Genomic DNA, 8,878 nt, shown 5'->3' on the forward strand with positions numbered 1-8,878 from the left:
TTTCCGCCTTTATGCCTTCCTAGCCAATGGCTAGTGGAAGTCATTTTCCCGTTTTATCGTAAACAATGTAAATTGAATGCCAATGAAAACAATTATCAATTAAATTAAGGCACATAACATTTTGTGACTGTTAGTTGTTTTCAATCATGCTGCTAAAAAATAAAGCGGTTCAGCTTTGGGCACGCCGCCTGCATATCTACATCTCGATGGCTTTGTTGCTTGTCGTCCTGTTTTTCTCGGTTACAGGCATTACGCTAAACCGTCCCGAACTCTTCGTGAATAGCCAGCCAACAGTCGAAGAATTTACCTTAAAGCTACCTGTTGCTCTTTTGGAATCTGGGCCTTCGGCATTTGTTCCGGAAGAGGAAGATTTAATTCAATACTTACAAAATCAGGTTGATATCTCAGGTTCGCCCTCAGCAATGGAGGTCTTTATCGATGTTGAAGGGGGAGAATTGCTCGAAGGTGAAATCTCATTTGACTACAAAGGCCCTGGCTTTAATGCCACTGTTTTTATTGATTTAACGACAAAAGAAGCGGTGATTGAAAAGTCTCATTATGGCGTTGTTGCTGTACTCAATGATCTGCACAAAGGCCGTAACAGTGGTGATGTGTGGAAGTGGTTTATCGATATTACCGCACTGCTGATGGTGTTCTTTGTACTGACGGGAGTTTGTCTGCTGTTGCCCAAGAAAAAGACTTTGGCTACCTCGCTAAAATGGACAGCATTGGGCTCATTAATCACCTTGTTGATCTTCTTTTTTGCTGTTCCTTAGCAAGCAACAGTTATGTATTTATTAAGGACTTCCGATGACCTATGTTTCCAAGTCGCTCTTAGCGATCTCTATCGCGCTACCGTTGGCCTTTTCTGCTTACGCGAAACCTATTCCCGATAGCGCATCAATGGATATTCATTTTGAACTGCCAGCAATCCAAACCTCGATGTATGCCCGGCCATACGTTGCTGTCTGGATCGAAGATCAGCAACGCAAATCTGTCCGAACCGTTCAGCTGTGGGTAGGCAAAGATGAGTGGCTTAAAGATCTTCGTAGTTGGTGGCGAAAGGTTGGCCGCTATGACCGTGAGTTGGTTGATGCCGTTACCTCGGCAACTCGCCCGGCAGGAGAATATCGATTTAGCTGGGATGGCCTTGATGATGCCGGTAACCGGGTTGAGCAGGGGACATATACCTTCTATGCAGAGGTTGTTCGAGAGCATGGTGGCCGAAACTATATCCGTCAGAAAATTCAGCTTGGTGAGTCAAGCATGACTCACCAGCTAGCGCCGACCAAAGAGACTGGCACGATCACTCTGAGTTATCTCGTCAACGATTAGGCGATAGCCAGCGGTACAGAAGTTTGGATTTAGATCACTCGTTAGTTACTTTTTTCGTTAGTTAAGAGCATAAAGATGATTAAGAATAAGAAAGTTAAAGCACTATCTATAGCTTGTGCTGTTGTTGCAGGTTTAGCTGTAACAGCAACCGCGAATGCCCACCCTCGTTGGATTGTTCCATCTCATTTCACCGTATCTAAAGAAGGGGGAGATTGGCTAACGTTTGATGTGACAGCGTCACATGGAACCTTTGTTTTTGACAAGCCGGCCGGCAGCGAAACGGGTCAAATCATTATGCCGGATGGGCGAATTCAGTATCCTTCTTATGTCACCAAGGGGAAGCGACGTTCAATCTTTGACTTCTATTTTGAAGAAGAAGGTACGCATAAAGTGCGCGTCAATAATGTTCCTTCTTACTATACGCAGTATAAAGCGGGCCGTCGTGACACTGTTAAGTGGGCGAAAGCGCACAAAGCTGAACGCGATCAAGTGTTGCCGGAACAAGCCCGGGATGTGATCACCCAGGTAAGTTATACCCGTGCTGAAACTTACGTGACTGTCGGTAAGCCTACAACGAAGGCATTTGAGCTGGAAGGGAAATACCTAGAACTTGTGCCGGTGACACATCCATCAGATATTGTTGAAGGTGAGGAAGTCACCTTCCAGTTTTTCTATAACGGCGAACCACAGCAAGGCGTAACCGCCGAGATCACTCGCGAAGGTACCTTATATCGTAATCATCAGGAACAGCTTGATGTGGTGAGTAACGAGCAAGGCATGGTGACTTTTACTCCGGATACGGCGGGTCGCTGGTTAATGAAAGCAAACTATAAAGGCGAGTTGCCTGATAACCCGTTGGCTGATACTGCCAGCGTTAATGTCCACCTGACATTTGAAGCTGTTCTTCAGTAATTTGATAGCCTGTGAATGCAGGCTATTTATTCCTCATATTATTTAAGCTGTAGATATTAATTATGAAATTAATTACGAGAAAGCGTCCAAGTTTGCTTGTTTTATCTCTTTCTAGTCTTTTTTCTGTTTCTGCATATGCACATTTTCCTCTCATGAGCTGCTGGTTCGAAGCTGAAAAAGTGATATGTGAAGCGGGGTATAGTGACGGTAGCTCGGCGGTTGACTATAACGTTGATATGTTTGACTACGATGACAATTTGATTGGCAAGGTAGCGACAGATAAGCGTTCAATGGCTGAGTTTAATATGCCTGACACTGACTTTTATCTGGTTTTTGATGCTGGCCATGAAAACCCGGTTGAAGTGGATGTTGTTGAGCTCTCAGAAAAATGATCAGCGAATCCGTAACAGCCGATGATGGCGGAAGGGAAGGGAAATGGGTTGCACTGTCGATTGCCGTAATATTTTTGGTAGCTGCAATCTTGATTCCATACCATCAGGCATCAACTCGACAATTAGCACTGGCTTCTCATCAAATTGCTATTCAAGAGCTTGAACCTCAGGAATTGGCAATGATCGCTGATTTGCGTTTGGCTCATGAAGAAATTCGTAATATTCGCCAGGATAATTTTGAATTTGATGGTGATGAAAGCTGGCCAACGCTCGGTGAATTAGAAGATCTGTGGTTGGCCCCGTTTGTACAGGATAAAAGCTGGCAGCACAAAGGCCGACATCAATGGCGTGAAAGTAGAGCTGGCTCCTATCTTGGCATTCGTCTGCAAGAACAAGGGGCGGCTTCCGTTGTTCTCTTTTCTCTTCAGGCTGCGCCTGATATTTGGTTGGACTTGGACCGAAAAGTAAGTTCAGTCGATGTTGATGATCTGACAGAACCAGCCGCACTTATTGACGCGGGCTGGAAACAGGTCGTATTTGTTACCCAAGAAGAAAATCATCCCCATTAACAGGCTCACGCTAGCAGCAACTGGCGGCAATAGTGAGTGGTATTCGTAATGAAACAGTTATTTAAAGACAATATTAAGAACGATGTAAAAACCGATATAAAAAAAGGCATAAAAAACAGGAAAAGTAAATTCATGTTAAAGGTCGTATCTGCATTTATCTTTCTGTTGGGAACGACGGCCATTCGGGCAGAAGAAAAATTGACTATCGGAATAACACTTCAGCCTTACTTTAGTTATGTAAAGGCGGTTGTGGGCGAGAAGGTTGATGTGCTGCCGCTAGTAGATGCCGGGTTTAATCCGCATAACTATCAGCCCCAGCCGAATGATCTTCGTCGCCTGAAGCAGATGGACATTATTGTGGTTAATGGTATTGGTCATGACGACTTTGCCCTGAAGGTGATTCAGGCTGCAAATCGTGATGATCTCATTGTTATAAAAGCCAATAAGGATGTTCCTTTATTGCCGGCGATTGGACAATCTGTCGGTGATGGTGCGGTGAACCCTCATACCTTCGTAGGGCTGTCGACCACCATTCAGAAGGTGTACACCATTGCCAATGAGATGGCGAAGATTGATCCGGACAATGCGCGTTATTACCGCAGTAATGCCCGACGTTACGCAACCAAGTTTCGTAAGTTCAAACATGAAGCCATGATGACGTTAGGCGATCTGGATACCAGTGGAATGACAGTTGCGACTACGCATAACGCCTATGGTTATCTTTTGCAGGAGTTTGGCATTGATGTCGCGGCTGTTATCGAGCCCGGCCATGGTGTCGAGCCAAGTGCCAGTCAGCTGCAGGAAACGATAGAAAAAATCCGTCAATCAGGTATTGATGTGCTGTTTTACGAACTGAATATGCCGAATCGCTATGTTGATACCATCGAAAAGGCAACCGGGGTTCAGCTGTATCGTTTTTCGCACATGACGCATGGGCCGTATAACGCCGATAAGGTTGAGATAGAGATGAAAGCCAACCTTGACACCTTGGTTGAGTCGATGAAGTTCACCGCTGAGAAAAAAGGTAGCTAATCGTGGGTCCGAGTATTTGTCTTAATAATGTTGACCTGAAATATGGCGACAATACGATTTTGCATGAGATTAACCATTCTTTCGCAGCAGCTCAATGCCATGTTGTGATGGGGCCTAACGGCGGTGGAAAAACATCGTTATTGAGATCCATTTTGGGATTAACGCCATTCACCGGCGATATCAATATTCAATGGCCGGAGGCTAAAGGCAAGGTTGGCTATGTACCACAAAAGGCCGTATTTGAATCTAGCCTGCCTTTGACTGTTATGGATTTTATATTACTCAATCAGAGCCGAACACCGCTATTCTGGCCGAACTGGCGCAACCGTTCCAAACAGCAAGGGCATGCGCTGGCACAGCTGGATCGAGTGGGGATGGCAGCACGTGCCGACCGTCGTATGGGACAGTTGTCGGGTGGAGAGCAGCAACGAGTATTGTTTGCCCAGGCGTTGCTTGATAACCCAGATCTGTTGGTACTGGATGAGCCGACAACAGGGATGGATGAGCAAGGTGTACGTTACCTTGAGTCTTTGATTAAGGAACTTGTCTCGGAGAGTAAAACCGTGCTGGCTGTTCATCATGATGTAACTGCGGTAAGGCGTTTGGATGCCTATGTTCATGTTGTTAACCGTCAGCTCATTGATAGTGGTTCGGTTGCTGATGTACTGGTGCCAGAAAAAATTGAACGTTTATTCAATCATTACACTTGTGCACCGCAATCTGACAATGTCACTTTGGAGAGTGTTGCATGATGGATTTTATCCGGAGCTGGGCACAATCGGGCGTTGATACTGGTTGGTTAAGTGAAAGCTTCTCTTATTCGTTTATGATTAATGCAGTGGTTGCGGCCTTGTTGCTAGGCCCGTTACTTGGCGGATTGGGAACCTTGGTCATTGCCAAACGCTTGGCGTTTTTCTCTGAAGCGGTGGGACATGCTGCTCTGACAGGCATCGCTTTGGGAGTGCTGTTAGGCGAGCCGCCTGAGAATCCGATCATCGGCCTGTTTAGTTTCTGCATGATCTTCGCGTTGTTGCTGCATTTTGTTCGCAATCGTACTAACGTGCCTTACGATACTCTTGTTGGTGTTTTCTTGGCATTGGCGCTCGCTGTTGGTGCTGCACTATTGATGTACGTTGCGCGTAAAATCAATATCCATATGCTTGAAAATGTTTTGTTTGGCTCGATCCTGACGGTAACGGACCAAGACTTGCTGATATTGGCTCTAAGTTGTTTATTGATTGTGTTGGTACTGATCCCTACATTTAACCGCATTCTGTTAACTTGCATCAGCCCTGATATTGCAAGGGTTCGTGGTTATGCGACCAATTTTTATGACTACCTGTTTGTGATGATGATTACCCTAGTGACGATTGCCTCGGTAAAAATCATAGGCGCGGTGCTGGTTGGTGCGTTGTTGTTAATTCCCGGTGCAACAGCACGATTGCTTACTAAGAATATGGGTGACTTTGTCTTGATGTCGGCATTTCTTGCAACGGTTAGTTGCCTCGTCGGCACGGTTCTTCCTATGGAGCTTAAACTGCCAGTACCTTCCGGGGCTGCCATTATCATAGTTTCGGCTATGTTCTTCTTAACCGCGACATGTTACCGCATTGCACGTAAGGGATGATCTACGTAATGACGACTCTATTCAAAAAGATCCTATTCATAAAGACATGGTCCAAGCTGACTATTGCGACATCTATTGTCGGTGCGGGGGTATGTTCATTCTCAGCGTTGGCAGAAGATATATTAACGGCAACGCCCGCTACATATATGTTGGCTTCTGAGCTGACAAAGGGCACATCTATCACAACAAGCTACTTGCCACCCAAGCGTTATGGTATTCAACGGCTGCCGAATTGGTTTAACGGCAAAGGTGCTGAGCTGACTGCGAAGGCGGCGCGAGAGGCTAAGGTGGCGGTGACGTTAGGGGCGATTTGGCCTCAGGACCCATTATATGTTCATGCACGGCAGGGGAATATAGCTATCATTGAGGTGGATGCCTCACAAGCTATTTCTCCTAGAGCGCAGGGTGTCGCTGCTCTACGATTGGAGGATGGCACAACATCGACGTTTGCCTGGCTCAACCCTGCGAACCTGAGCCGAATGGCTGCCATTGTGAGCCAAGACTTGCAGCAAGTTTGGCCAGCCCAAGCAAAGGCGATTGCAGCGAATCAGCAACAGCTGATGCTAGACGTTCGCAAAATGATTAATCAGCAGCAGAATGACTTACTTGATGCTGAAATTGATTCCGTAGTACTTCTTTCAAATGAACTTGAAGATTTTGCTTCCGGTAACCAACTTTTTGTTGTTGAACGATTTACTCAGCCAGAGCTGGAATGGACACAAGAGGACAAGCAAGCTCTCGTTGAGTTACTGGTTAATGATGAATCATTGTGGTTGCTTACATCAAAAAAGGTAAGTAAACAGCTGAAATCATTAGTCCCTAACCCTAATCGTATTTTGATGGTTGATAGCGTCGACAGATGGGGAAGGGAAGGGATCAGGAAAGATGCACCACTCACTCGATGGCAGTTAGATCTGTAATTCTCGTTCTTTATTGACGCTAATTGTGTTCTAATACCGCCCTTACAAAGGGATAGCGTTTTAGGGCTCTCAAAAAGAAGAGGGTTCGATGAAAACGTTACTACCTTGAGTCATCCCTAGGAAAATGAAATGGCAAACGGCAAAAAATTTGATTACCGCGTAGTTGAGAAAAGAAATGGCTGGGCGGCTGAGATTATCCGACAGATATCTGCTCGTCGTACAACGATCTCTAAGCGTGAAATGGGTTTCGCTACTGAAGCTGAAGCGACAGAGTGGGCTGAGAAGACATTAGCTGAATTTGTTCAGAATCAGATTGAGCGTAATAAGCGTAAAGCACTTCAACGCAGTGCGAATGAAGCTAAAGAAGAAGCTGCTGATTTAGACTAATAGATTGATGGCTAATTGAAGCCAGTTAATTAGTTTTCTATTAAGGCCTTATGTTTATACATAAGGCCTTTTTATTTTGATTGCATCAAGGAAAGAAGATATAAATCATTGTTTTATTTAATATATGGTAGATGTGACTATTTCTATACTCTTAAATCGTGATACGCTCATGTCTTGATAATTAGGCATGCTGCTGGGATTTAAGTATCTTCGGCGGTAGCGTAGCCTTTGGGGCACTACTTGTTTTAGATACTTTGGCAATTAGTTATCTAGAGGGCTTTTAACACCGCTTTGGTGTACCCCCGCTACATGGGTATAGATTTGTGTTGTTTTAATATCTGAATGTCCTAGTAATTCTTGGATGTTTCTAAGATCTGTTCCGTTTTCAAGCAATCGTGTTGCGAATGAATGCCTGAATGTGTGACACCCCGCTTTTTTAATAATCTTGGCCTTACGAATTGCTTTCGTGACATGCAGCTGTACCATACGATCTGTAATGTGATGGCGCATCATCTTTCTGGATCGCGGGTCAACTGTTAATCTTGAGGCAGGAAATAGGTACTGCCAGCCATAACCTCTAGCTTGTGTAGGAAATTTTTTAGCTAATGCATAAGGCATATATACTTCACCAAAGCCTTTATCTAAATCTCTATCATGTAGGACTTCGACCAAGGCTAATTGCTGCTTAATGGGTTTGATCAGTGCAGTTGGAAGCAAGGTTTTTCTATCTCGATTACCTTTTCCGTTTCTTACTGTTACTGATTGTACGTCTAGATCTATATCGGCTGCTCGAAGCCTGAGAGCTTCATTGATTCGTAACCCACTACCATACATCAGCTGAGTAACAAGTTTTGCGGGTTCTGATAGCTCATTAATGACAGCAATTGCTTCTCGGTGTGTAAAAACTTCGGGTACTTTAGGGCCTTTTTTAGCCCTTTTGTATTTAAGGGATTCGGTGTTTTGTTTGAGATGCTCTCTACACAGAAAAACAATCGCATTGAGTGCTGTTTTTTGTGTGTTGGGAGAGACATTTTTCTTAATAACTAAATGCTCAAGAAAACGATTGATGTCAGCTGAAGAGATATCATGGCGTGATTGGTAGCCACAAAAGTTAATATAGCGCTTAATCCAATGAACATAGGTTTTCTCGGTAGAATACGACAGACCGCGCATTCGAATGAATGTGGTTAGTTCAGTAATGAAGTTACTGTTGATTGCTGATAGTGGTTGAGGAATGTCTTTCATAATACTGATTATCCATACAGTGCTTTGATGTTAGGCTAAACAACAAATACAGACTGTTCAATATTTACGCAAACTAGTTCGCTTATTTTTACTATTAATCACATTGGGCTGAAAAGTAGCTATGTGTCAATTACATACAGGAATGTACCAGATGCTTGATATGCGAATAGAAATGATGTATTTAGAGCTTGTTTTGTGTGATTACGGCTGTAGGATTTTGATTTGAAACTCTTTTATCGTTGGTTTGGTTGTTGAGGATTACGAAGAGAATATATGAACATGATTTACGAATTTGTTTCGTAGAATATAATGTTAAATCTGCCGAGCAAGCTCGGGGAGTGCGCTGCGTCGAAGATTGCGTATCTGCTTCTAATATAGCCTAAAATTTTGTCTATGCTCCAGTCATGGCGCATACCGTTCAAAGTTTCATGCAGCAAGCACTGGAACTCTATCTCAAGT

The 8,878-nt window shown here is 44.2% G+C and carries 11 protein-coding genes; 10 read left to right on the forward strand and 1 reads right to left on the reverse strand.

What is annotated here, in order from left to right; genetic code table 11:
• Positions 1–146 precede the first annotated feature (146 nt).
• The 10 genes from EDI28_RS23485 (at position 147) to EDI28_RS23530 (ending at position 7,174) form a co-directional block, all read left to right on the forward strand.
• The gene (locus EDI28_RS23485) at positions 147–776 is read left to right on the forward strand and encodes a PepSY-associated TM helix domain-containing protein (protein WP_128786312.1); all 630 of its coding nucleotides are present in this window, start codon (positions 147–149) and stop codon (positions 774–776) included.
• A 34-nt stretch (positions 777–810) separates the two neighbouring features.
• On the forward strand, positions 811–1,335 hold the full coding sequence (locus tag EDI28_RS23490) for a DUF2271 domain-containing protein (RefSeq protein WP_128786313.1): 525 nt from the start codon (positions 811–813) through the stop codon (positions 1,333–1,335).
• 75 nt (positions 1,336–1,410) lie between these two features.
• Positions 1,411–2,247 carry a DUF4198 domain-containing protein gene (locus EDI28_RS23495; protein ID WP_128786314.1) on the forward strand — a complete coding sequence of 279 codons (837 nt, stop codon included), beginning with the start codon at positions 1,411–1,413 and terminating at the stop codon, positions 2,245–2,247.
• A 62-nt stretch (positions 2,248–2,309) separates the two neighbouring features.
• Positions 2,310–2,639: a hypothetical protein gene (locus tag EDI28_RS23500; RefSeq protein ID WP_164918616.1), complete on the forward strand. Its 330-nt coding sequence runs from the start codon at positions 2,310–2,312 to the stop codon at positions 2,637–2,639.
• Positions 2,636–3,208 (forward strand): DUF6162 family protein, encoded by a 573-nt coding sequence (locus EDI28_RS23505; protein WP_128786315.1) that lies wholly within the window; start codon positions 2,636–2,638, stop codon positions 3,206–3,208. The genes EDI28_RS23500 and EDI28_RS23505 overlap by 4 nt, the downstream gene beginning before the upstream one ends.
• A gap of 132 nt (positions 3,209–3,340) precedes the next feature.
• Positions 3,341–4,240, forward strand: coding sequence for a metal ABC transporter solute-binding protein, Zn/Mn family (locus EDI28_RS23510; RefSeq protein WP_199287485.1), 900 nt, complete (start codon positions 3,341–3,343; stop codon positions 4,238–4,240).
• The gene (locus tag EDI28_RS23515) at positions 4,240–4,992 is read left to right on the forward strand and encodes a metal ABC transporter ATP-binding protein (RefSeq protein ID WP_199287487.1); all 753 of its coding nucleotides are present in this window, start codon (positions 4,240–4,242) and stop codon (positions 4,990–4,992) included. The genes EDI28_RS23510 and EDI28_RS23515 overlap by 1 nt, the downstream gene beginning before the upstream one ends.
• The gene (locus EDI28_RS23520; RefSeq protein ID WP_128786325.1) at positions 4,992–5,867 is read left to right on the forward strand and encodes a metal ABC transporter permease; all 876 of its coding nucleotides are present in this window, start codon (positions 4,992–4,994) and stop codon (positions 5,865–5,867) included. The genes EDI28_RS23515 and EDI28_RS23520 overlap by 1 nt, the downstream gene beginning before the upstream one ends.
• Before the next feature lie 8 nt (positions 5,868–5,875).
• Complete coding sequence (locus tag EDI28_RS23525; protein ID WP_128786318.1) at positions 5,876–6,787, forward strand: metal ABC transporter substrate-binding protein; 912 nt, start codon at positions 5,876–5,878, stop codon at positions 6,785–6,787.
• 129 nt (positions 6,788–6,916) lie between these two features.
• Positions 6,917–7,174: a DUF3622 domain-containing protein gene (locus tag EDI28_RS23530; protein WP_128786319.1), complete on the forward strand. Its 258-nt coding sequence runs from the start codon at positions 6,917–6,919 to the stop codon at positions 7,172–7,174.
• A gap of 261 nt (positions 7,175–7,435) precedes the next feature.
• Here the strand turns inward: EDI28_RS23530 and EDI28_RS23535 are convergent, their stop codons facing one another.
• A complete protein-coding gene (locus tag EDI28_RS23535; protein WP_128786320.1) occupies positions 7,436–8,419 on the reverse strand; it encodes an integron integrase in 984 nt (327 codons plus the stop codon).
• Between the last annotated feature and the right edge of the window lie 459 nt (positions 8,420–8,878).

This window comes from Photobacterium chitinilyticum (assembly GCF_004104355.1).
GTDB classification, from domain to species: Bacteria; Pseudomonadota; Gammaproteobacteria; order Enterobacterales; family Vibrionaceae; genus Photobacterium; species Photobacterium chitinilyticum.